We start from the raw sequence: 24461 nt of genomic DNA, 5'->3' as shown, positions 1-24461 counted from the left end.
ACTCACATGTTCCGTTTTTTTGTATGCTAAATCCTTGTATTCACTCGGCCAAAGAAAATATAGACAATAACCGCTAGAAAACCAAAAGCCAGAGACACAAAAAACATTGCCTGATAAGCGCAGTTTATTGAAATTATTTGATGTTGAGTGAGGTTGATTAATATTCCTGATAGTACGCCTCCAAATGCACCACCAATTTGCTGTGTAACACGCGTGATAGCGCTCGTGTCCTTAATTTGATTTTTATCACAGAACTCAAATGGAGAAGAGAGAACAGCAATCGTGGCGACGCCTAATCCGGAACCTCGAACAGTAAAACCGATAATTTCAAAGGCGTTGCCACCTACTTGAATTATTAATATACTTATTGCTGATATTATTAATCCTACACCAATAATTAGAAATGAATTTATCTCACTTAGAGATTTATAAATAAATTTTCTAGCCAACCAGGCACCTACACCTTGTAGAGCTAGCAACATACCAATATATGTAATAGATATATTATCATTTATTGCTTGTATTAAAGGAAAAAAAATCATGAAACCAAAAAAGATAAGTGACGTCAGAAATCCCATAATTATTGCGAACGAATATTGAATACAACTAAATGAACTTAAATCGATCAGTTTACTGTCTGACTTGTTATTAATAATAAGCGAAACCAGCATCAAACCAATACCTAAAACTAGCATAATAATATTAAAAATATCAAAAAAATGCCCAGAAGTGATATTTTTAATAGAGATGAAAAATATTATTAAAGCAATTAAAAATGTCATTAATACATAAATATTCATATTGTATTTAGACGTTTTATTATCAGGCATTGTCGTTCTACCAAATAAAAAAGCCATAAGTACTAAAGGTATGTTGATAAAAAAAGCTATTCTCCAATTTAACTGTTCTGATATGATTGCTCCAAAAATTGGCCCTAGTGCAGGGGCAAAGACTGACGGAATAGCAATCAATGCCATAACCGGCTTTAGTCTTTCCTTACCAAAATAAGTTGCTATTGTAGATTGAGTAATAGGAATTAAAATTCCTGCACCAAAACCTTGTAGACATCTATACAAGATTAAAGAAACCAGATTATATGAAAATCCAACTAATATAGAACCAACAAGAAAGACAAAAATTGAGCATACCCATGCTTTCTTGAGTCCAAAATTTTCATGTACATAAGGTGATAGTAATATGCCAGCTGCGCAAGCAAGCATATATATGGTAACAGCCCATTGCATATAAGCATAAGAGGTATTAATGTCATTCGAAATTGAGGGTAAAATAACATTAACAATACTGCTATCTAATAATGGCAATATACTAGATAGTGTCATAGCAAACACTAACTTTCTTTCTGAGGTTGTCAGGTCAATCGATTGCTTCATATTAAACTCTTTCCAGATTATATTGAGTTGCGCCTCGCGTATATATTCCACCGAACGTTGGCGGTGTAATTTCTTTATAATTTTTAAGTATTAAAACTAATTTTTGAAGGGCGATATTTAATTGCATATTTGCAAATTGAGCACCAATACAAGCATGAATTCCCACTCCATATGAAAGATGTCCCTTAAATTCTCTTCGTGGATTGAATGTGTTTGGGTGTTCAAAATATTTTTCATCTCTATTTGCTGATGGTATTAAGGAAAATATTAAATCTCCTTTTTTTAAGTTAACACCTTCAACACAACTATCATCCTCGACTTGGCGTGGAATTAAATGAACAGGTGGTGTAATTCGTAAGCTTTCCTGCAAGATACTATTAGTGCTGCAATCATTGGAGATAACTAGATCAATATAAGATTCATTTCTATAAAGGTGATAGATACAATTTGCTAAAACTTTATCAACTGGTTCTGAAGCTGCAAGTAAAATGTTTAATGAAAGTGCGACTATCTCACTATCACTTAATATTTCACTTTCATTACTATTATGAATAATAAAAGAAATAATATCATCTCCAGCACACTTTTTACGTTCATCGATTAAATCCAATATCACTTTTTCCAATTCTTCAGATGCAAATAGTGCGATATCTTCAGTCTCTTTTGAAAGATTAAACCCAGTCGCAAATTGAACTATGAGTTTTAATCTTTCTAGATACCAGTCTAATTTATTATAATCAATACCAATGATATTGAATGTTGTTAATAAAGCATATTTATTACCAAAATCAGAAATAAAATCAAATTTGTTCTTAGTTATAATTTCTGTTAACAATGAATCACATAGATTTGTCAGTTTGGGGTGATAATAATCTTTCAACACACGACCGGTAAGCTGATGTAAGAGCATGCTCTTTTTTATTTTATGTTCATTACCTTCCATCTGAGCCAGAACTTTTCCCCTCATTACTGGCTCAGCTCTTTTAGATAAAGGTTTTGTTGAAAATAATACTGAATTTCCAAGTATGCTACGAACAGCATCATAACTAATAGCTAAATGCGCATTTAAAGTTTTGTCATAAATAACGTTCTCCGTTTTATCCAATAAATCAATATATTTGTATGGATCTTGTCCATATTCATCAGACAACACTCCTGGAAAATGATTGTTCATAGTCAACATATTACCTCCATATTACTTAATAATTAAATTGAATGATCTTTAACAATAATTTTTGTATCTGAACTAGGGCTGATACTTAACTTTCCAGCATAAACATAATCAGCTATTGGCCATGAACAGTAATAAGATATATGCAGACTAGTTAGTGAAGATGACAATAAAGAAGGGGAAATAATAAAAGGAATTTCTCTTATTATATATTCTGTAGCAATAATAATATCCTGTTCTTTTATTTCAGATGTTTTACTGATGGCGTTTTTTCTATTCAAAATAGCTTTATATGACTGAGTTATACATAATGAGTGAAAATTCTCATTATTTTTAAAATCTTCTTTTATTATCTCTACATTTTTTTTATACAATTCGTCAGCATAAAAATCGGAAAATTTTAATATTCTTTTTGCAAAAAAATCATGACCAAACATTGATAAATAATTATTAATAGCTCTTTCAATTCGATAAAATTCTTTTCGTGATTTTTTACGTGCTTTTACCTCATTATCTCCAGCTCCTATTAAAAGATACTTAGCCTCTTCATGTGGATGTAAAACATCTACATGATCATAATTATCAAACCCCCACTCCAACATATTTTTAATGTAATTTTCATTAAATTTGGAATTAAAAGGGCTTATGCCAAATAAAACATGTTTTCCTTTCATTTTATACCTCTTTCTAGACAGCTAGCTAATAAAAATATATATAACATTAATTATTTCAATCAATTATATTAAATAATATTTTTTTTAAATCATTCATGATTTATTGCTAATTTATTTTTAATATATATAGTTATATTTATTTTATTTGAATTAAGTTGGGCTAATTTAGGATAGTTAGTAAAACAAAAAATTACTAACTAATTCCAGCCACAAAATATTACTTAGAGGCCATATAAATGAATATTTCACTCATTTCTCCAGAGGTCGCTTCTTCTGATAACGAACCTATGATTATATCGGCATCACTCAAATCCCCATCAGTGAAAGTAACAGAACTTCATCATCACTCGAGAGGACAACTAGCTGGTACATTACAAGGTTTAATTTCAATTGAAGTGGAAAGTAGTCAATGGGTAATACCCGCAACTCATGGTATATGGATACCTCCAGATACACAGCATTCTCTTCTCGGATCACATGGGCCATTCCACGGATGGAGTATCTATATACAAAAAAGCGAATGTAATAATCTGCCGAATAAACCCTGCATGCTAGAATTATCTAGTCTATTGCGTGAAGCAATTACCCGAACCATGACATGGAATAATTCAGAATTGCAACCCGAGCATAAGCGATTGATGGCAGTGATTGTCGACGAGATTAGTATAATCCCTCAAGTTGAGATAGCACTCCCAATGCCAAAAGATATTCGTTTGTTAAAAATTGCTTTAGCTTTGTCTAATAATCCTAGTGACGATAGAAACATTAATGAATGGAGCGTTTGGGCTGGGATTTCTCGACGCTCATTAACTCGTCGATTTACAAATGAAACTGGATTTAATTTCACAGAATGGCGACAGAAACTACGTATGTTAAAAGCTTTAGAGTTGCTTGTTGCGGGCAGACCTATCACAGAAATTTCTTTAAATTTAGGTTATGATAATATTAGTGGTTTTATTGCTATTTTCCGTCGAAATTTCGGGGTAACTCCAAGTAATTATCAAAAAGCGATGAGAAATAACCACCCATGGAGAAACTTTAATGACACTATCATTTAAAATGATAATTATATTAATGATAAATTAGGGCGTGTTGATCTTTCGTGATTATTTTTTAGACGGCATGATGTGAGTTATAATAATTCTGCAAAAAACAACCCTAACTCGATTCATCATGCCAAGAACAATGCTAACAGATAAACGGTGGGAAAAGCTACTACAAATAATGAAAAATACCGGCCGAGTTTATAATAAATCCGAGCATCGGATGACGTTTGAAGGGCTCCTTTTCCGAATGAGAACCGGTATTCCTTGGCGAGATTTGCCAGAAGAGTTTGGTGAATGGAGCACCGTCTATAGACGATTTAATTTGTGGTCTAAAAAAGGAATATTAGTTGATATTTTCAAACATTTATCACAACTAGCGGATTTTGAATGGGTGTTCCTAGATGGCTCGATTATCAGGGCTCATCAACATAGTACAGGTGCTGCAACGGAGCATTCCGAGCAAATAGATCAGAGCTGTGGTGGTCATTCAACTAAAATTCATCTTGCGGTTGATAGTGGTGGTTTGCCTATTTGTTTTGAGCTTTCTGAAGGACAACGACATGATATCACTTATGCAGAAAACCTAGTTGGAAAGCTCGATGAAGTGAATACAGTAATAGCCGATAAAGGTTATGACAGCGAGCCTTTTCGGTGCTTTGTTCGTCAAAAAGGCGGACGAATGGTGATTGCTAAACGTAATTATGGTAAGGATATAGATAAAAGCAGTATGGATAGGTGCCTTTATCGCTATCGTCATTTAGTCGAGAATGCCTTTGCTAGAATCAATAAATATCGTTCAATATCAACTAGATACGATAAATTAGAAAGGAATTATGCCAGTATGGTATAACTGGCATTTATGTTAATGTGGCTGCCAATGTATTGTTGAGAAATTTATGTACAGTAAAGATCAACAGCCCCTAATATTTTTTTGATATAGATAATTTTTTGTGTCGTAAAAACTAGCTAATTCACTCATCTAATGTTGCTTCGCCTACTCCAAAATGTTTAGCTAACTCGCCAATAAAAAGGTAGGCATTGGTTAAGGCACAATTTACCAATTGTTGTTTTAAACTGTCCTTTAAATTTTTTAACTATAATATGTTTCCGTCTATGATTTTTTGTGATATTTGTTCATTTTGAGGAAGAAAACCAATCTTTTATAAATAATTAACCAACAACCTATTATTTTGTGAGAATTTGTGGTAAAAAGTGGGGGTTAGTGGTAAAAATAGATTATTTAATTAACTTGATAATTTATATTAAATAAAAATTAACAAGAAATTTATAAATAATGGTACTTTCATGTTTAGTGGTGCAATTTCGGTCAATTTAGATAATAAAGGACGGTTAGCAATTCCTACTCGTTACCGTGAATCTTTGTCTGAAGGTATGGTTTGCACAATTGGTTTATACCATTCTTGTTTGACGCTTTATTCTCTGTCTGAATGGAAATGTATCGAACAACAGCTTGCAACATTATCAACGATTGTAGAAGCTGAACGTAGAATTAAGCGATTGTTATTGGGTTATGCAACTGAGTGTTTGATGGACAGTTCAGGTCGAATTTTATTGCCACCTTCGTTACGTACTTATGCAAAATTAGAAAAAAATACAATGTTTGTTGGTCAATCTAATAAATTTGAAATTTGGGATGAGGCGATTTGGTATCAACAAATTAACGATGATATTGCTGCATTACCAACCGATATTGAAAACTTATCAGATAATTTGAAAAGTTTAACTATTTAATTATAAGAGTAAAAGATTGATGGATTATCAACATACAACTGTTTTATTAAACGAAGCTATAAAAGCATTAAATATAAAAAAAGATGGTATTTATGTTGATGGTACCTTTGGACGGGGAGGTCATTCTCGTTTAATACTTGACCAACTTGGTGCACAAGGTCGGTTGATTGCTATTGATCGTGATGAGCGTGCTGAGCAAGTTGCCTTACAGATAACAGATCCTCGATTTGCTTTTATTCGTGGTGAGTTTTCAAATATGTACCAATATATTGATAAACTTGAACTAATGGGTAAGATTGATGGCATCTTGTTAGACCTTGGTGTTTCATCGCCACAACTTGATGACCCCGAAAGGGGATTTTCTTTTATGCGTGATGGACCACTTGATATGCGTATGAATAACCATAAAGGTTTAACAGCAAGTGAATGGTTACTCAGCAGTGATGAAGACGATATCGCGTGGGTCTTAAAGACATTTGGTGAAGAGAAATTTGCCAAGCGTATTGCTCGAGCGATCGTGGAGCAAAATAAAGTTTCGCCGATCACCCGTACTTTGGAGTTGGCTAATTTAATTGAAAAAGCAACACCAAGAAAAGATAAAAATAAGCATCCAGCTACACGTAGTTTTCAGGCTATTCGAATTTATATTAATAGTGAATTGGAAGAAGTTGAGCAAGCATTAACTGGCAGTTTATCCTTGCTTGCAAATCAAGGAAGATTAGCGGTTATTAGCTTTCATTCTTTGGAAGATAGAATTGTAAAGCAATTTATTAGTAAACAAAGTAAAGGTCCAGATTTACCTGCTCGATTGCCACTAACTGTGCAACAAATTAAAGAATATGGTGGTGCTAAATTAAAATCGCTTGGCAAAATTAAGCCTAATACTATTGAAATTAATAATAACCCTCGTTCTCGAAGCGCAATATTAAGGGTAGCAGAAAGGAAAAATGAATAGCAACCAAAACAATGATAATTTTCGAGATAAAACTTATATTGATAAAGATATTCAAAAAAGACCAAGTAAAAGTTTATTTGGTTTAATTATTGGTGATTTATTCAGACATCAAAAAATTTCATTGTTATTACTGGTAATGATTATTATTTCTGCTGGTGCTGTATTAATAACAACGCAACAGGTTCGTAAACAGTTATTTGAGCGTGAGCAACTTTTATTAGAACAAGATGTATTAGAAAGTGAATGGCGGAATTTAGTTATTGAAGAAAATGTTCTTGCAGATCCAAAACGTGTTGAAGAGAAAGCTAAGAGTCAATTAGGTATGTCTTATGTGACCCCACAAAATGAAACAGTTATTGTGATAAAGAGTAAATAATGAAACCTGTCACTAAATATAAAAAAGGCAAAACTAAAAAGGCTTCAAGAACCAATAAAGCTAATAAGTTGAATAGTAAAAAACAATTTTTTACACCAAATCGTTTTTATATTGTATATGGTCTTATTATTTTGGCGATTATGTGCCTTATTGTTCGAATGACATTGCTGCAAATTATTGAACCGGATAAACTCATTGCCGAAGGTAATAAGCGTTCACTTCGTCACCAAGAAATGGATGCACCAAGAGCAATGATCACCGATCGTAATGGGCGTGCGTTAGCAGTAAGTGTGCCAATGTTTGATGTTTGGGCGGATCCTAAAATTGTTGTACAAAAAGGGGGGATTAAAGCGGATGATATCAGGTGGCAAGGGTTAGCCCAAACGCTGAAAATTCCAATGTCAACACTAGAGCAAAAATTAGGTAATTCGTCAATGAGGTTTGTTTATTTATCTAAACAAGTAACGCCAACAATTTCTGACTATTTAAAAAAACTAAAATTACCAGGAATTTCATTTGCGAAAACATCTAAACGTTATTATCCAGCAGCTGAAAATATAGCTCAATTAATTGGTTTAACAGATATTGATGAAAATGGTACTGAAAAAGGTTCTGAGGGTATCGAAAAAAGTTTCAATAAATGGCTAATTGGTGAATCTGGGCAAAGAATAGTAAGACGTGACCGAATTGGTCGCGTAATTGAAGAATTAGAACGTACAGAAAGTGAAACAGCATCGGATTTAACATTAAGTATAGATGCACGTTTACAATCGCTAGTATATAGTGAACTTAGTCAAGCTGTTGAATTTAACAAAGCAGATAGTGGAACAGCGGTATTAATTGATGTACATACGGGTGAGATTTTAGCGATGGCAACCAGTCCATCTTATAATCCTAATAATCGTTCATCAATTGATTATAATTTATTGAGAAATAGAGCTGTTACTGATGCGTTTGAGCCAGGTTCTACGGTTAAACCTTTAGTGGTAATGGCAGCTTTAGAAAAGAAAATAGCTAATTTAAATACCATTATTGACACTAGACCATTTTATGTTAATCGCTATGAAATTAAGGATGTGTCATATCAAAAAGCACTCAATTTGGCTGGTATCTTGGAAAAATCAAGTAATGTTGGTGTAAGTAAATTAGCTTTACAAATGCAGCAGGGCGATCTTGTAGAGTTCTATAGCCGCTTTGGATTGGGTCAACCAACGGGGTTAGGTTTAGGTGGTGAGGTTAGTGGCTCAATTGCAGCTGATAGAACCAGAAAATGGGCTGATATTGAACGAGCGACATTTGCATTTGGGTATGGGTTAAGTGTTACACCATTACAGCTAGCAAGAGCTTATGCGACCATTGGTAGTTATGGAATTTATCGACCGGTATCAATTTTAAAAGTCACAGAGCCTGTAAAAGGTCAACGTGTAGTAGCTGAAAAAGTAGCTAAAACAGTCGTTCAATTAATGGAAGCGGTGGCTGTTACTGGGGGAGGTACTAAAGCTTCGGTTCCTGGTTACAGTGTGGGGGTTAAAACAGGAACAGCGAAAAAGTTATCTGGTGGGCGGTATGTTAATCAATATTTAGCGTATACCGCAGGTATTGCCCCTGCAACAGAGCCAAAATATTCTCTTGTCGTTGTGATTGATAACCCAAAAGCAGGTCAATATTATGGCGGGTCGGTTTCTGCACCTGTTTTTAGCCGAATTATGGGCGGTGTTCTTAGAACGATGAATATAAAACCAGATCGCCAAGTTGATGGCCAAATGATTATTTATTAATAGGTGGAAATGATGGCTACAAGCTCATTTAAAACATTATTTGAATTATTAGGTGGAAGTCGTCATCTAAAATTAGACAATTTTTCGCTTAATCATTTGTGTATTGATAGTCGTAAAGTGGGAAAAAACGATGTGTTCGTTGCTATCAAAGGTCATACGGTTGATGGACGAACATTTATTCCCCAAGCCATTTCAGCAGGCGCAGCTGTTATCTTAATTGAAACAAAGAGAAAATCAAATGATCTAAAAATTGACTATCTTAAAAAAGATAATAAACCTATAATCCCACAAATCAGTGTTTTTCAACTTTCGCAACGTTTATCATTAATTGCCAATGATTTTTATCATTTTCCATCGAAAAATTTATCGGTTATTGGCGTAACAGGGACTAATGGAAAAACAACAGTTACTCAGCTTATTGCTCAATGTACAACATTACTTAATGACAAAACGGCTATTTTAGGTACCATTGGTAACGGAATTTATAATCAAATTGAGCCATCAGCTAATACGACAGCTTCAGCAATAGATGTGCAAACATTATTAGCTGATTTTGTAAAAAAACAGGTCAAAGTTGTGTCCATGGAGATTTCTTCTCACGGACTTGCAATGGATCGGGTGAAAGGACTAAATTGTGTAGCTACCGTATTTACCAATTTAAGTCGTGATCATCTTGATTACCATAAAACCATGAGTAAATATGCAAAAGCAAAATGGTCCTTATTTACTCCTGATGAAAAAGAAAAAAAAGTTTTAACTGCCGGTAAATCAATTATTAATTATGATGACAAATATGGTAAACGTTGGATTGAAAAACTTCCTCAAGTGACAGCAGTATCATGCCAACCTAAGACATTGCGCCGATTAAAAACATTAAATATACCTTATGTTGGGGTTTCTATGATTGATTACCACGATAAAGGAGCCCAAATTCATATGGAATCAAGTTGGGGAAATGCCATTATTCATAGCCGATTGTTAGGCGAATTTAATGTTTCAAATCTATTATTAGCTATAGCTACGCTTTTAACATTGGAGTTCCCATTTTTTGCGGTAATTAATATGGCTTCTTTTTTGAAACCTATTTGTGGAAGAATGGAAGTATTTCATACTAAAAATAGTCCAACGGTCATCGTCGATTATGCCCATACTCCTGATGCATTACAAAAAGCATTACAAGCAAGTCGAATTCATTGTAAAGGAACTTTATGGGTAATTTTTGGTTGTGGTGGTGATAGGGATAGTGGCAAAAGACCTTTAATGGCTGAAATAGCAGAACAGTTTGCCGATAAAATTGTTTTGACTAATGATAATCCACGTACTGAAGATGAAATGAAAATTATTGAAGATATTCAACAAGGTTTACATTATACCGACAACCTATACATAATTACTGATAGGGTGCAAGCCATTACACAAACGTTAAAACAAGCTAAACCTAATGATGTAATTTTAATTGCAGGTAAAGGACATGAGGATTATCAAATAGTGGGTAAAACTAAATATCACTATTCAGATCAAGAAACAGTTAAAAGGCTTTTAGGAGTAGAGAATCAATCATGATTCCATTAGATATTGAGCAAATAAAAAAAATAGTGAATGGTAAAACTTATCACATTCCAGACGAAAGTATTGTGATTGATTCTATTTGTACTGATTCACGAAAAATCGTTAAACAATCGTTGTTTATTGCACTTGTTGGCGATAATTTTGATGGGCATGCTTTTGCAGAGCTTTCTATTAAAGACGGCGCTATAGCAGCGATTGTCGATCATAAACTTGATAAGGCAATACCGCAGATTGTTGTCAAAGATACTCGCTTAGCTTTAGGAGAAATTGCGAATTTTGTGCGCCAAAAAAGTACAGCCAAGATTGTGGCACTTACAGGCTCATCAGGTAAAACGTCAGTTAAAGAAATGACTGCAGCCATTTTGCAAAATTGCGGTCACACTCTTTATACTCAAGGTAATTTCAATAATGACATTGGCGTGCCATTAACACTACTGCGCTTAACTAAGCAAGACCAATTTGCAGTGATAGAACTAGGTGCTAATCATATTGGTGAAATTGCCTATACCACGAATATTGTTAAACCGCAAAGTACTTTAATTAATAATATTGCTGAAGCACACATTGAAGGATTTGGTTCGCTTGAAGGTGTGGCAAAAGCTAAAGGTGAAATCTTTCAAGGTCTAACTAATGGCGGTATGGCCATTATTAATTTAGATAGTTACTCTGATAAATGGTTTACTCAGCTAACAAATAAAACATTTTGGACATTTTCGTTAGCCAATTCGTCAGCCGATTTTTATGCTACTAATATTCAATATGCTCAACACACGACATTTACATTACATACACCAAAAGGTGAATGTGCAATTATATTACCGCTAGTTGGACAACATAATGTTTCAAATGCTATTGCGGCATCAGCTCTAGCGCTCTCTGTTGGTGCAACATTTAATCAAATTCAGCAAGGTTTAGCTATTTTAAAACCCGTAAGAGGTCGGCTATTTCCAATAAAATTAAATCAAACCCAATTAATTTGGGATGATACTTATAATGCTAATGTTGGTTCAATGTCGGCGGCAGTTAAAGTTTTAGCAAAAGGGCAAGGATATCGAATTTTAGTGGTCGGGGATATGGGGGAGCTAGGGGCTGAGGCTGAAAAATATCATCGACAAATAGGTGAGCTTGCTCATGATGAAAAAATTGATTGTGTAGTTAGTGTCGGCAAATTAAGTCAATTTATTAGCCAATATAGTGGTGTCGGTCACCATTTTAATAATAAACAAGATGCGGTGAATTATCTGTTAACACTGTTATGCCAACATCCTACTTTAACAATGTTAATTAAAGGTTCGCGTAGTGCAAAAATGGAAGAACTTATCAAAAAAATTCAAATTGGACAACTCAAAGTGAGTCAGGATTAAAATTATGTTATTGTGGATATCGGAATATTTAGTTAAATATTTTACCTTTTTTAATGTTATCTCTTATTTAACGGTAAGAGCTATTTTAGGCTTATTAACTTCGTTAGCGATTTCATTATTTATGGGGCAAAAAGTCATTGACTGGCTGCAAAAACTACAGATTGGTCAAGTCGTTCGTCATAATGGACCAGAATCACATTTAAGTAAAAAAGGTACGCCGACTATGGGGGGTGTGCTTATTTTAGCATCCATTATCTTATCGGTATTTTTATGGGCAGATCTTCATAATCCTTATGTTTGGGTCACCTTATTTGTGTTAATTGGTTATGGCATTATTGGATTTACCGATGATTATTTAAAAGTGATTCGTAAAAATAGTGCTGGTCTTATTGCAAGATGGAAGTATTTTTGGCAGTCGGTTATTGCATTAATTGTTGCTTTTGGTCTGTATGTTTATGGGAAAGATAGCGCAGTAACAGTACTCGTTTTACCCTTTTTTAAAGATGTTATGCCACAATTGGGGTTATTATTTATTCTGCTTACTTACGTTGTGATTGTTGGTGCTGGTAATGCTGTGAATTTAACCGATGGACTTGATGGACTTGCCATTATGCCAACTGTCTTTGTTGCGGCTGGTTTTGCTCTCGTATCTTGGGCAACAGGTAATGTTAATTTTGCTGCTTATTTGCATATCCCTTATATTAAATTTAGTGGTGAATTGATGATTGTCTGCACCGCAATTATTGGTGCGGGACTTGGCTTTTTATGGTTTAACACATATCCAGCTATGGTTTTTATGGGCGATGTTGGGTCGTTAGCTTTGGGCGGTGTGTTCGGTATTATTGCAGTCTTATTAAGACAAGAATTTTTATTACTGATAATGGGCGGAATATTTGTTATTGAAACACTATCAGTAATTTTACAAGTGGGTTCATATAAATTACGCGGTAAACGGATATTTAAAATGGCGCCAATTCATCATCATTATGAATTAAAAGGTTGGCCTGAGCCTCGCGTTATTGTTCGGTTTTGGATTATATCCTTAATGTTAGTATTGATTGGTTTATTAACCTTGAAGTTGCGTTAATTAAGAATAAATCAGGATGGAGTCATGGTTAGCTATCAGGGCAAAAATGTTGTTATTATTGGGTTAGGCATCACAGGGCTTTCTTGTGTTGAGTATTTTCTTGCTCAAAATGTTATACCTAAAGTTATTGATACGCGTTCATCTCCATCAGGGATTGAGCAATTAGACAAACGTGTTGCTTACTATTTAGGTGAATTAAATATTGATTGGTTGCTTGAAGCAGACTTAATCATTGCCAGCCCTGGTATTGCTTTATCTACGCCCGAACTGCAACAAGCAGCTAAAAAAGGGGTTGAAATTATTGGTGATATTGAGCTCTTTTGCCGTGAAGTAATTGCGCAACCCAATAAGCAAATTGTTGCTATCACTGGTGCTAATGGTAAAACAACGGTGACAACCCTCGTCGGTGATATCATTAAATCATCGGGTATTAAAGTCGGTGTTGGCGGGAATATAGGCGAACCTGCACTATCCCTTTTAAAGCAGGATTACGATATCTATGTGCTAGAATTATCAAGCTTTCAACTAGAAACAACTTACAGTTTACAAGCGACAGTTGCAACAATTTTAAATATCTCAGAAGATCATATGGATCGCTATCCGCTTGGTTTAATGCAGTATACCGAGGCTAAACAACGCATTTATCATAATGCAAAATATTGTGTCACTAACTATGATGATAAATTAACTTCACCAATATCTAAGCACCATGCTTGTGTCTCATTTGGATTAAAAATGGGTGATTATCATTTAGATAGTCAATGTGAACATTTAATTGCTCAAAATAATCCTGTTTTATCGACCAAAGTAATGAAGCTAGTTGGTTGTCATAATTATCTTAATGCCTTAGCTGCTTTGGCTATAGCAGATAAATTAAATATTGCTCGACAGTCAAGCTTAGCTACAATTGCTTCATTTCAAGGTTTGCCACATCGTTTTGAATTAGTTTTTGAGCAAAATGGTGTGAAATGGATTAATGATTCTAAAGCAACTAATGTGGGGAGCACGGAAGCGGCCTTGAAAAGTGTTGTTTGTCAGGGAAAATTATATTTATTATTAGGAGGAGATGGAAAATCAGCGGATTTTTCGCCTTTAATTCCTTATTTACTGAATAACAATCTTGAAGTTTTCTGTTTTGGTCGTGATCGTAATTTGTTAGCTAAATTAGCACCAGCTGTCACAACAATGACTGAAACAATGGCGGATGCCATACAAATTATTGCACAAAAAGTAGCAGCAAATGATGTGGTTTTACTTTCCCCAGCTTGTGCAAGTCTCGATCAATTTAAAAATTATATTGATCGAGGAAACCAATTTGCCAAACTTGCCAAAGAATATGTTCATAGGAGTAAACAATGACATTTTTTTGGATAAAAAAACAAGTTAATCCAAATATACCATTTGATAATTCATTACTTTGGACTGTGCTTGGTTTAATGATATTTGGTCTGATAATGGTCACATCAGCATCGATGTCATTTAGCGAAAGTAATCCTTTCTTTTATACACAACGAGAGCTTATTCAGTTAGGACTATCACTATTTTTAATGTTTATTACGTTGTATATCCCGATGCAACGTTGGCAGCAGTTTGGTTCAGTGTTACTAATTATTGCTATTATTATGTTGATCGTTGTGTTAGGTATTGGATCTTCAATTAATGGCGCATCTCGTTGGATACCCTTAGGTGTATTTAATTTTCAACCAGCAGAGCTTTCAAAATTAGCACTCTTTTTATTTTTAGCGGGTTACTTATCTCGTAAATCCGAAGAAGTGCAAAGTGGTTTTTGGGGATTTTTTAAACCAATGGTTGTCATGGCAGTACTTTCAATTTTATTACTTAAGCAACCCGATTTGGGTACAGTTATTGTTTTGTTTATGGTGACTATTGGTATCTTATTTATTGCTGGTGCTCAATTGTGGCAATTTATTGCTATTTTGCTAACAGGGGTTGGTGCGGTGATTTGCTTGATCTTATATGAAGCCTATCGATTAACTCGGCTATTGACCTTTCTTGATCCTTGGCAAGATGCAACAGGTTCAGGTTATCAATTAGTTGCATCTTTAATGGCAATTGGTAGTGGAGGAATTACGGGTCAAGGTATGGGAAATTCTATCTTGAAATTGGGGTATTTACCTGAATGCCATACTGATTTTATTTTTTCAATTATTTCTGAAGAGTATGGATATATAGGAGTGGTTGCTTTATTGTCATTACTTTTCTTTTTGACATTTAAGGCGCTTGCAATTGGTTATCGGGCTTTGAATGAAGGTTCATTGTTTTCAGGTTATTTGGCCTGTGAAATTGGTATATGGTTTGGTTTTCAAACATTTGTTAATGTTGGTGTTACATCAGGGATGTTACCGACTAAAGGATTAACCTTACCATTTATTAGTTATGGTGGTTCAAGTCTTATCGTGATGAGTATTGCGGTTGCCATATTACTTAGAATAGATTTTGAATTTAGACAACAACAAGCGCAAGCAAGAATAAGGTTATTAAAGTAATGAAAAAATTATTAGTTATGGCAGGGGGAACAGGAGGACATGTTTTTCCGGGTATTGCTGTTGCGCATTATTTAATGAAGCAAGGTTGGCAAGTAAGATGGTTAGGCACCGCCGATCGAATGGAGGCACATCTCGTCCCCGAAAATGGTATTGATATTGATTTTATCGAAATATCAGGGCTACGAGGAAAAGGTATGATGGCACTATTAAAAGCGCCTTATAAAATCCTAAAAGCAGTTTTACAAGCTCGAAAGATTTTAAAAAACTATCGTCCTGATGTTGTTTTAGGTATGGGGGGATATGTTTCGGGTCCTGGAGGGATCGCAGCCAAAACCCTTGGCATACCAGTTGTATTACATGAGCAAAACGGTATTGCAGGATTAACTAACAAGTGGCTGGCTAAAATTGCTACTAAAGTTTTGCAAGCATTTCCTACTGCTTTTCCTAAGGCTGAAGTAGTTGGTAATCCTGTGCGTAATGATCTTTTAACTGTTGCAAAACCTGAAGAAAGATTCAAAGATCGTCATGGACCAATTAGAGTATTAGTTATGGGAGGAAGCCAAGGCGCTAAAGTTCTTAATGACATTGTGCCTCAAGTGATAACTCAATTGTCGGATAAATATGTGGTATGGCATCAAACGGGTAAAGGAATGTTAAATTCAGTAATTCAATCTTATCAAGATTGTGATATGACAAATAATAAAGTGACTGAATTTATATCTGATGTTGCTAGAGCATACAGTTGGGCAGATATTGTAATTTGTCGCAGCGGGGCATTAACTGTTAGTGAAATTCAAATTGTCGGTATTGGCGCTATTTTTATTCCGTTTATGCATAAAGATCGTCAGCAATTTTGGAATGCAAAAGCATTAGCTGATATAGGGGCGGCTGATATTATAGAACAACCTGATTTTAATGTTGAATCGTTATCAAAGTTATTATTCAATTTGAATCGTGACAAATTACTTGAAATGGCAATTAAAGCTAAAGGAATATCTATTGTAAATTCCACAGAAAAAGTGGCGAAAGCCCTTGATTCAGTGATAAAATGATAAGTTTATGATATGAATTTATGTAATAATTTTGTCAAAATCTTTCGGGTTAGGTGTATGTTTGAGTCAATGATTTGTTTGAACGAATAAAAATAACTACGATAAAAATGTTCAATGATGATATATGAAGTACATACAACTATACGACAAAAGGATAATTAGGAGTTCGATAGTGAATACAAAGGAATTAGCGAAGTTAAGAGCAATTATTCCTGAAATGAAACGAGTCAAACATATTCACTTTGTGGGTATTGGTGGTGCTGGTATGGGAGGGATTGCTGAAGTTTTAGCTAATGAAGGATACGAAATTAGTGGATCAGATATCGCTGAAAATGCGGTTACTCAACATCTAGAAACATTAGGTGCAAAAATTGTCATTGGCCATACTGCTGAAAATGTGATTAATTCTAGTGTTGTTGTTATTTCTTCGGCTATTTCACAAGATAACATTGAAGTGATTGCTGCTCGGCAAGCGCGTATACCAGTCATTCAACGAGCTGAAATGCTTGCTGAATTAATGCGTTTTCGCTATGGAATTGCTATTGCTGGCACTCATGGTAAAACGACTACAACCGCAATGGTAACTGCAATCTATGCCGAAGCAAAACTTGACCCAACTTTTGTCAATGGAGGTTTGGTTAAAGCAGCTGGAACTCATGCACAATTGGGTAGTAGTCGTTATTTTATTGCCGAAGCAGATGAAAGTGATGCATCGTTTCTTCATTTGCAGCCAATGGTCTCTATTATAACAAATATCGAACCAGACCATATGGATACTTATCAAGGTAGTATTGATAATCTTAAACAGACATTTATTTCATTTTTACGTAACCTTCCATTTTATGGTTTAGCGATTATGTGTTATGACGATACCATTAATCGTGAATTATTGCCGATTGTTGGACGTAAAGTCATTACTTATGGGTTTAGTGAAGAAGCTGATGTAGTTATTAAAAATTATCGTCAAGAACGAGGGGTTAGTTATTACACGGTGTGCCGCCCAGATCGCCAAGATTTAAATATTGAGTTAAATGCACCAGGTAAACATAATGCTTTAAATTCAGCAGCTGCAATTATTGCTGCAACCGAAGAGGGTATTGATGATGAATCAATTATAAATGCATTAGCTAAATTTGCTGGTACTAGTCGACGTTTTGATTTATTAGGTGTTTTTCCTCATGCTGATGGTGGAGATATTATGATGGTTGATGATTATGGTCATCATCCAAGTGAAGTCAATGCCACTATTCAAGCTGCTAGAAATGGTTGGCCTGATCGTCGCTTAGTTATGTTATTTCAACCACATCGATATACACGAACTCGCGATTTATTTGATGATTTCGCACAAGTACTTTCTCAAGTTGATGCACTTGTCATGTTGGATGTCTATTCAGCGGGTGAACAGCCTATTGCTGGGGCTGATAGCCGATCTTTATGTCGTTCAATTCGTAATCGAGGCAAAGTTGATCCAATTTATGTTTCTGATTTAGATTTGTTACCCGAAATTATGCAAGAAATATTACAAGGTGGTGATTTATTATTAACACAAGGTGCTGGTAGTGTTGGTCGTATAGCGCACCAATTAGCTAAAACTCAATTATTTTCAAAAGAGGTTTTATAAAAATGGTTGATAAAGTTGCTGTATTGTATGGTGGTACTTCTGCTGAGCGAGAAGTTTCACTTAAGTCAGGTGAAGCTGTACATGCAGGATTATTGGCAAATGGTATTGATGCCCATCTTATTGACACGAAAAATCACGCTATCACACAATTGAAAGAAGAAGGATTTACAAAAGTATTTAATATTTTACACGGACGTGGTGGTGAAGATGGTATCATTCAAGCAATGTTGACTTATCAAAATATTCCTTATACTGGAAGTGATATTCTTTCATCTGCGCTGACTATGGATAAGTTAAAAACTAAGTTGGTTTGGAAAGCACTTGACCTACCTGTTGCTGACTATGTTATGGTTAATAAATCGCAGATGGTTGATATTGATGCTATTGTAAAACAACTTGGACTACCATTATTTGTAAAACCAATTCATGAGGGTTCTAGTGTAGGTATGGCTCGGGTTAATGAAGCCTCTGAATTGAAAAATGCTATTGACATGGCTTTTCAATATGATGATGCGATAATGATTGAATCATTTTTAGCTGGTCCAGAATTTACAGTGGCAATTGTAGGTGAAGAGGTTTTACCTGCAATTCGCATTAAACCCACTACCAAATTTTATGATTATGATGCAAAGTATCTATCGGACTCAACGCAATACTTTTGTCCAAGTGGTTTACCAGATAACAAAGAACAACAGATTCGCAAATTAGCGTTAGATGCTTATAAAGCTGTTGGATGCAGAGGCTGGGGGCGGGTCGATGTTATGTTTGATGCGAATCAAAAGCCGTACTTGCTTGAAGTGAATACAGCACCTGGTATGACCGATCATAGCTTAGTGCCAATGGCAGCCAAACAACATGGTTGGTCATTTAATGAACTTGTGTTCAGAATTTTAAATTTGGCAACACTATAATTGGCCTTATTTTATGAAACAAGTTCGACAAGCAGCTCATAGAGAAGATAGAATTAGGAGGCGGCTGCTTATCTTTCGTAATACAGAACAGTTGTTGGGTTTTTTGTTCTTTATTATGATTATTTTTATTAGTATTTGGGTAGTTCAAAGCTTTAAAAATTGGATGGATGATCCCGAACAAATGGTTTTATCTCAATTAACATTAAGCGGGGAACATACCTATACAACTGAGGACGATCTTCGAGAGGCCATTCTAGGATTAGGGTTGCCTAATACCTACATTGGACAAGATGTGAATGATATTCAACAAGAAGTAATGCGATTTCCGTGGGTAAAACAAACCAGTGTACGTAAACAGTGGCCAGATAGGCTAATTACCTATGTGGAAGAATATAAGCCTGTACTTTATTGGAATGATCTATTTTTACTTGATAAAAATGGCATTGTTTTTAGTGTGCCACTTGACCGTATTGTCGAATTACAGTTACCAAGACTATATGGTCCTGAGAGTAAAGCAAAAACGGCATTAGAAATTTATTATAAATTAGAGAATCTTTCTAAAAAACTGGCTAATAATCAGTTGGCATTACATATAAAAACAGCTATAACTGATGAGCGTAATGCATGGCAATTAATGGTAGAACAGTGTGCATCTGGTGTTTGCCTTGAAAATCAAGAAATAAAGTTGTTGTTAGGTAGTGAAAATATTGAAAATCGATATCAACAATTCATTAAATTATTTCCGGAAATTCAGTTAAGGGTACCAGAAAATGAAAGAATAACGGTAGCTGATTTACGTTACGAAAACGGTATTTCAGTGCAAAGAGAAAAAATGGGGCAGTAAGGAATAAATTAAGGCTGAAGTATGAAAGCAACAGAAAAAAAATTGGTCGTTGGATTAGAAGTAGGTACATCCAAAGTACTCGCTCTTGTTGGTGAAGTTCTTCCTGATGGTATTGTTAATATTATTGGTGTGGGACACTGCCCATCAAAAGGGGTAGATAAAGGTGGTGTGAACGATCTTGAGTCTGTCGTGAAATCAATTCAACGTGCGGTTGATCAAGCTGAATTAATGGCTGATTGCCAAATATCTTCAGTATATTTAAGTCTTTCAGGTAAACATATCCGCTGCCAAAATGAAATAGGTATGGTACCAATAGCGGATGAAGAAGTAACCGCAGAGGATGTCGACAATGTTGTTCATACAGCAAAATCAGTCAGAATTTTAGATGAGCACCGTATTTTGCATGTCATTGCGCAAGAATATTCTATCGATTTGCAAGAAGGAATTAAAAATCCTATTGGCTTATCCGGAGTAAGAATGAAGGCTAAAGTTCATTTAGTCACCTGTCATAATGATATGGCAAGAAATATTGTTAAAGCAGTCGAACGTTGCGGATTGAAAGTGGATCAACTTATTTTTTCTGGATTGGCTTCTAGCTATGCAGTTTTAACGGATGATGAAAAAGAATTAGGTGTTTGCGTAATTGATATAGGTGGCGGCACAATGGATGTGACAGTATATACTGGTGGTGCTTTACGTCATTCTGTTGTCATTCCTTATGCTGGCAATGTTGTTACTAGTGATATTGCTTATGCGTTTGGCGCACCGCCAATGGATGCTGAAAATATTAAGATTCGTTATGGATGTGCTGTAGGTTCGCTAATTGGTAAAGATGAAGTCATTGATGTACCAAGTGTTGGAGGAAGGCCGTCTCGTTCATTACAAAGACAAACTCTTACTGATGTAATTGAACCTCGTTATTCAGAGCTTCTTTCATTAGTACAAAAAGAATTACTTGTATTGCAAGAAGAACTAAAAAAACAAAATGTTAAATATCAATTGGCAGCAGGTATTGTATTAACTGGTGGTGCAGCTCAAATAAAAGGGATGGTAGAGTGCGCTGAAAAAGTTTTCCAAAATCAAGTTCGTATTGGGCAGCCATTAAATATATCTGGCTTAACCGACTATGTGCAAAAACCTTATTGTTCAACAACTATAGGGTTATTACATTATGGGAAACAGAGTTTATTAAATGATGAAGCTAAAGATAGTGATAAATCATCATTAAAAGGGATAGCTAAACGATTGACCGGTTGGTTTAAAAAAGAATTTTAGCTAATATATTTCAAGAACTTCGTGGACATTGTAGACGATTATCTGTACAATGTTCGCAGATCGTAAATTTGGAGATAAGTTATGTTTGAGCCTATGGTTGCAGATGATGAACCAGCAGCAGTCATTAAAGTTATTGGTGTCGGTGGTGGCGGAGGTAATGCTGTCGAGCATATGATTGCTGAGCATATTGAGGGTGTTGAATTTTTTGCGGCAAATACCGATGCGCAGGCATTGAAAAGAATTAAGGTAGGTCAAACTATTCAAATCGGTACTAATGTTACTAAAGGACTTGGCGCAGGTGCTAACCCTGAAGTTGGAAGGAATTCTGCTGAAGAAGATCGTGAGGTTATCCGTAGTGCTATTGAAGGCGCCGATATGGTTTTCATCGCAGCAGGAATGGGAGGAGGCACAGGCACTGGTGCTGCCCCAGTTGTTGCGGAAATAGCAAAAGAATTAGGTATTTTGACTGTTGCTGTTGTCACTAAACCTTTTGGCTTTGAGGGCAAAAAGCGTATGGCTTTTGCGGAGCAAGGTATTTCTGAATTAGCAAAACATGTCGATTCACTGATTACTATTCCAAATGATAAGTTATTAAAAGTGTTAGGTCGTGGTGTTAAATTACTGGACGCTTTTGCCGCCGCTAATGGTGTTTTAAAAGGTGCTGTGCAAGGTATTGCTGAGCTTATTACTAAACCAGGTCATATCAATGTCGACTTCGCCGATGTAAGAACGGTGATGTCTGAAATGGGGTATGCGATGATGGGATCTGGTCGAGCTAGTGGTGATAATCGTGCAGAAGAAGCCGCTGAAATGGCAATTTCTAGTCCATTACTTGAAGATATCGATTTATCGGGTGCTCGAGGCGTATTAGTAAATGTAACAGCTGGTTTAGATCTTGGTTTAGAAGAGTTTGAAACAGTAGGTAGTACAGTTAGAGCATTTGCTTCTGACAATGCTACTGTTGTTGTAGGTACAACGTTTGATCCTGATATGTCTGATGAAATTCGAGTAACAGTGGTTGCAACCGGTATTGGTATGGATAGACGTTCAGAAGTCAAAATACCTAAACCTGTATCACATAATGAATTATTTTCTCAAAGTAATACATTGGTACAACAAGAAGATAAATTGGCTAAGGTTGTTAATGAACCAACAGCCTCTTCTCTTGAAGATCATAAAATTTTAGATATTCCAGCTTTCATACGTAAGCAAGCGAATTAAATGAACTTATTTGATTTTTTATTGTCAAAATCAATAGTCGCAAACAAAAAGTAGGTGCAAAGTGAAACAAAGAACATTAAAAAAGACTATTCAAGCAACTGGTGTTGGTTTACATACTGGCAAGAAGGTTACTTTGATATTGCGCCCTGCGCCTGAAAATACAGGTATTATTTATCGTCGTACTGATCTAAATCCACATGTAGATTTTCCTGTGGATGCAAAATCTGTACGTGATACAATGCTTTGTACTTGTTTAATAAACGAAGACAATGTTCGTATTTCGACTGTTGAGCATATTAATTCTGCTTTAGCTGGGTTTGGTATTGATAATATCATTATCGAGGTTAATGCTCCTGAAATACCAATAATGGATGGTAGCGCAAGCCCATTTGTTTATTTATTACTTGATGCTGGTATTGCTGAACAAAACGCGCTGAAAAGGTTTTTACGCGTAAAAGAGACAGTTCGAGTTGAAAATGGTGATAAATGGGCAGAAGTAAGACCTTATAGTGGTTTTAGATTAGATTTTACTATTGATTTTCATCATCCAGCTATCGATAGTAGTTCGCAACGTTACCAATTAGATTTTTCGTCTGAATCATTCATTCGTCAGATCAGTCGCGCAAGAACTTTTGGTTTTATGCGTGATATTGAAGCGTTACAGTCTAAAGGCTTGTGCTTAGGTGGTAGCTTAGATTGTGCAATTGTGGTTGATGATTATAAAGTGCTTAATGAAGATGGTTTGCGTTTTGAAGATGAGTTTGTACGCCACAAAATGCTTGATACTATCGGCGATTTATATATGAGTGGTCATAATATGATTGGTGAAGTAATTTGTTATAAATCAGGTCATGCATTGAATAATCAATTATTACAAGCATTATTGGCGAAACAAGATGCATGGGAATATGTGACATTTACAGAAGAGCAAACAGTGCCACTTGCGTTGGGTACCCAACAGCTTATTCTAGCGTAAAATCACAAAGTAATATTGTTTCATATTATAGGCGCTCCTATTTTTAATGGGAGCGTTTTTATTTTATATTGAAGAGATAATAACATGAATAATAGCCATTTTTTTGCTCATTTATCACGATTAAAACTAATTAACCGTTGGCCTTTAATGCGTAATTTAAGAACTGAAAATGTATCAGAGCACAGCTTACAAGTTGCTTTTGTGGCACATGCTTTAGCAATAATTAAAAATAAGAAATTTAATGGTAATGTTAATCCCGAGCGAATTGCATTATTGGCAATGTATCATGATGTTTCAGAAGTCATAACCGGTGATCTACCAACACCTACAAAGTATTATAATCCGCAAATCACGGTTGAATATAAAAAGATTGAAAAAATAGCACAACATAAACTTATTAATATGCTACCTAAAGAGTTACAAGATGATTTTAGAGCATTAATCGATGATGATTTTTATGATGAAGCAGAAAAAAGCATCGTAAAACAGGCTGACGCATTATGTGCCTATCTTAAAACTATTGAAGAATTGAGTGCAGGTAATAATGAATTTAAATTGGCCGAACAACGTTTAAAAAAGACTTTAGCTGAACGTAATAGTCCCGAAATGAACTACTTTTTAGACGTTTTTACTCCAAGCTTTAGCTTATCACTAGATGAGATAACTATGTAAAAATAATTTATCTATCTAAATATTCTTTATTTTATGCTTATCATACTTTCTTAATAAAAATATTTCTTGTTTAGAAATTCTAATTTTATGGATGCAAAATAATTATAATTAATGTGCTTTATGTGAGATTATAATTTATATTTTGATAAATATAACGTTTGACAGGTCTACCAATAAATAGGTACGTCAAATGCTTTTTAAGCTCGTCGAGTTCCTCAA

The 24461-nt window shown here is 35.0% G+C and carries 22 protein-coding genes; 19 read left to right on the top strand and 3 right to left on the bottom strand.

Features of this window, described 5'->3' with window-relative positions; genetic code table 11:
• Nucleotides 1-26: 26 nt before the first annotated feature.
• From A9G23_RS07440 to A9G23_RS07430, 3 genes are read right to left on the bottom strand one after another with little or no spacing between them, the layout of a single operon-like run.
• Complete coding sequence (locus A9G23_RS07440) at nt 27-1391, bottom strand: MFS transporter (protein WP_065586987.1); 1365 nt, start codon at nt 1389-1391, stop codon at nt 27-29.
• Between the two features lies 1 nt (nt 1392).
• Nucleotides 1393-2574, bottom strand: a complete 1182-nt coding sequence (locus tag A9G23_RS07435) for a cytochrome P450 (protein ID WP_065586986.1) — start codon at nt 2572-2574, stop codon at nt 1393-1395.
• A 23-nt stretch (nt 2575-2597) separates the two neighbouring features.
• Nucleotides 2598-3236, bottom strand: coding sequence for a tRNA-dependent cyclodipeptide synthase (locus A9G23_RS07430; protein ID WP_065586985.1), 639 nt, complete (start codon nt 3234-3236; stop codon nt 2598-2600).
• Between the two features lie 236 nt (nt 3237-3472).
• Between A9G23_RS07430 and A9G23_RS07425 the strand changes: the two genes are divergently transcribed.
• The 19 genes from A9G23_RS07425 to yfbR all read left to right on the top strand — a co-directional run bounded on the left by A9G23_RS07425 (nt 3473) and on the right by yfbR (nt 24242).
• On the top strand, nt 3473-4294 hold the full coding sequence (locus A9G23_RS07425) for an AraC family transcriptional regulator (protein ID WP_065586984.1): 822 nt from the start codon (nt 3473-3475) through the stop codon (nt 4292-4294).
• A gap of 115 nt (nt 4295-4409) precedes the next feature.
• On the top strand, nt 4410-5132 hold the full coding sequence (locus A9G23_RS07420) for an IS5 family transposase (RefSeq protein ID WP_065586983.1): 723 nt from the start codon (nt 4410-4412) through the stop codon (nt 5130-5132).
• A 455-nt stretch (nt 5133-5587) separates the two neighbouring features.
• A complete protein-coding gene (gene mraZ, locus A9G23_RS07415) occupies nt 5588-6034 on the top strand; it encodes a division/cell wall cluster transcriptional repressor MraZ (protein WP_065586982.1) in 447 nt (148 codons plus the stop codon).
• Nucleotides 6035-6053: 19 nt separating this feature from the next.
• Nucleotides 6054-6989, top strand: coding sequence for a 16S rRNA (cytosine(1402)-N(4))-methyltransferase RsmH (gene rsmH, locus A9G23_RS07410; protein WP_065586981.1), 936 nt, complete (start codon nt 6054-6056; stop codon nt 6987-6989).
• A complete protein-coding gene (gene ftsL, locus A9G23_RS07405; RefSeq protein ID WP_081296987.1) occupies nt 6982-7365 on the top strand; it encodes a cell division protein FtsL in 384 nt (127 codons plus the stop codon). Before rsmH ends, ftsL begins: the two co-directional genes overlap by 8 nt.
• A complete protein-coding gene (gene ftsI / locus A9G23_RS07400) occupies nt 7365-9143 on the top strand; it encodes a peptidoglycan glycosyltransferase FtsI (protein WP_065586980.1) in 1779 nt (592 codons plus the stop codon). The genes ftsL and ftsI overlap by 1 nt, the downstream gene beginning before the upstream one ends.
• A 12-nt stretch (nt 9144-9155) precedes the next feature.
• Nucleotides 9156-10706, top strand: coding sequence for a UDP-N-acetylmuramoyl-L-alanyl-D-glutamate--2,6-diaminopimelate ligase (gene murE, locus A9G23_RS07395; protein WP_065586979.1), 1551 nt, complete (start codon nt 9156-9158; stop codon nt 10704-10706).
• Complete coding sequence (gene murF / locus A9G23_RS07390) at nt 10703-12076, top strand: UDP-N-acetylmuramoyl-tripeptide--D-alanyl-D-alanine ligase (protein WP_065586978.1); 1374 nt, start codon at nt 10703-10705, stop codon at nt 12074-12076. The genes murE and murF overlap by 4 nt, the downstream gene beginning before the upstream one ends.
• 4 nt (nt 12077-12080) lie before the next feature.
• Nucleotides 12081-13163 (top strand): phospho-N-acetylmuramoyl-pentapeptide-transferase, encoded by a 1083-nt coding sequence (gene mraY / locus A9G23_RS07385; RefSeq protein ID WP_065586977.1) that lies wholly within the window; start codon nt 12081-12083, stop codon nt 13161-13163.
• Between the two features lie 24 nt (nt 13164-13187).
• A complete protein-coding gene (murD, locus tag A9G23_RS07380; RefSeq protein ID WP_065586976.1) occupies nt 13188-14522 on the top strand; it encodes a UDP-N-acetylmuramoyl-L-alanine--D-glutamate ligase in 1335 nt (444 codons plus the stop codon).
• A complete protein-coding gene (gene ftsW, locus A9G23_RS07375; protein WP_081296986.1) occupies nt 14519-15670 on the top strand; it encodes a cell division protein FtsW in 1152 nt (383 codons plus the stop codon). The genes murD and ftsW overlap by 4 nt, the downstream gene beginning before the upstream one ends.
• Complete coding sequence (gene murG / locus A9G23_RS07370; RefSeq protein WP_065586975.1) at nt 15670-16722, top strand: undecaprenyldiphospho-muramoylpentapeptide beta-N-acetylglucosaminyltransferase; 1053 nt, start codon at nt 15670-15672, stop codon at nt 16720-16722. Before ftsW ends, murG begins: the two co-directional genes overlap by 1 nt.
• 172 nt (nt 16723-16894) lie before the next feature.
• Nucleotides 16895-18343: a UDP-N-acetylmuramate--L-alanine ligase gene (murC, locus tag A9G23_RS07365; protein ID WP_065586974.1), complete on the top strand. Its 1449-nt coding sequence runs from the start codon at nt 16895-16897 to the stop codon at nt 18341-18343.
• Between the two features lie 2 nt (nt 18344-18345).
• Nucleotides 18346-19254 carry a D-alanine--D-alanine ligase gene (locus A9G23_RS07360; RefSeq protein ID WP_065586973.1) on the top strand — a complete coding sequence of 303 codons (909 nt, stop codon included), beginning with the start codon at nt 18346-18348 and terminating at the stop codon, nt 19252-19254.
• Nucleotides 19255-19267: 13 nt separating this feature from the next.
• Nucleotides 19268-20098, top strand: coding sequence for an FtsQ-type POTRA domain-containing protein (locus A9G23_RS07355; RefSeq protein ID WP_065586972.1), 831 nt, complete (start codon nt 19268-19270; stop codon nt 20096-20098).
• A 21-nt stretch (nt 20099-20119) separates the two neighbouring features.
• Entirely contained in the window at nt 20120-21373 is a 1254-nt protein-coding gene (gene ftsA / locus A9G23_RS07350; protein WP_065586971.1) for a cell division protein FtsA, read from the top strand.
• 81 nt (nt 21374-21454) lie between these two features.
• A complete protein-coding gene (gene ftsZ, locus A9G23_RS07345) occupies nt 21455-22594 on the top strand; it encodes a cell division protein FtsZ (protein ID WP_065586970.1) in 1140 nt (379 codons plus the stop codon).
• 61 nt (nt 22595-22655) lie between these two features.
• Nucleotides 22656-23570, top strand: a complete 915-nt coding sequence (gene lpxC / locus A9G23_RS07340) for a UDP-3-O-acyl-N-acetylglucosamine deacetylase (RefSeq protein WP_065586969.1) — start codon at nt 22656-22658, stop codon at nt 23568-23570.
• Nucleotides 23571-23654: 84 nt separating this feature from the next.
• Complete coding sequence (yfbR, locus tag A9G23_RS07335; protein ID WP_065586968.1) at nt 23655-24242, top strand: 5'-deoxynucleotidase; 588 nt, start codon at nt 23655-23657, stop codon at nt 24240-24242.
• Nucleotides 24243-24461: the final 219 nt, after the last annotated feature.

It is taken from the genome of Gilliamella sp. App4-10, assembly GCF_001690495.1.
GTDB classification, from domain to species: Bacteria; Pseudomonadota; Gammaproteobacteria; order Enterobacterales; family Orbaceae; genus Gilliamella; species Gilliamella apicola_G.
The sequence above is the reverse complement of the archived record's forward strand: the minus strand, read 5'-3'. Positions and strand labels throughout refer to the sequence as shown.